Genomic DNA, 1,077 nt, shown 5'->3' on the forward strand with positions numbered 1-1,077 from the left:
CGAGCCACAGGGCGGCACCAGCCGCCAGGCATTTTGCCTTCACATGCATTTCCCCACTCCCATCCACCTAGCTCGTAGGCGCCGCCTCAGCGTGTCCCGCCAGTATCCTGAAAACACTTGCCCTGCTGATGCCCAACGCGGCCACCGTATCGCTAACAGATTTCCCCTCTGCCCGCATCCTCAACACCTCCTTTGCCTTTGCGCGAGCCGTGGGTTGCCTTCCCGCATACTTCCCATCCGCCTTCGCCTTAGCGATGCCCTCGCGTTGCCTCTCCAGCATTAGCTCTCGTTCGAATTCGGCGATTGAGCCCAGCAAGTTCAACATCAGCTTTCCGGTGGGAGTGGCGGTGTCGAGGTTCATCGCCAGGATGCGAAGGCCTGCACCCTTTGCCTTCAAGGCCGCAGTGATCGACACGAGGTCAGCCACGGAGCGTGCTAGGCGGTCCAACTTCGTGACAACCAATGTGTCACCCTCACGCACCCATTCAAGGACTGCGGCAAGCTGTGGCCGATTGGTGGCCACTGAGGAAATCTCTTCGCGAAACACCTTGGTGCATCCCGCTTGCTCTAGGTCGCGAAGCTGCGCCTCAAGGCCGGCCTTTTGATCGGTGGTGGAGGTGCGGGCGTAGCCGACTAGTGTGCTTGTTGTCATGACATTGGGTCTCCCATTGGTGTCTATGTGAGACCACTATGTGAGACTAAGAGGCGAAATGTCAAGAGACCATTCATGTGACACTGCTTGGCAGGCCATTTGGCGGACTCACATGGGCTTGCCCTAATGAGACTGAGCTCGTGAGGAGCGTTTTAGATGCTGCCCTTCGAGGCTGCGCCCGACTAGGCTTCGGCCAAGGCTGTCGCATTGCCGGCCATTTAAGCCGGGTTTGGGGGCACGGGGGGAAGATCGTCGCCGCTCCCACAAGGTTGACCTCTCGCGTGGTTGACCCCAAAAATTGATTTGGCCGCGTATTTGTTGCGTTGGGCGAGGGTGCTGTCTACGCCAACGTAATTCGGTCCGCGTTATCGTTGTTGGCGGGTAGCTGCAATCGCCGTGGATTCACTTGGAGGGTTGGCTAGAAG

General features: G+C 58.6%; 1 protein-coding gene. It reads right to left on the reverse strand.

Annotation, left to right across the window (positions count from 1 at the left end; translation table 11 throughout):
• Positions 1-67 precede the first annotated feature (67 nt).
• On the reverse strand, positions 68-652 hold the full coding sequence (locus AC1DX0_RS36240; protein ID WP_477218984.1) for a recombinase family protein: 585 nt from the start codon (positions 650-652) through the stop codon (positions 68-70).
• Positions 653-1,077: the final 425 nt, after the last annotated feature.

Source organism: Mesorhizobium sp. P3_A9 (genome assembly GCF_056402975.1).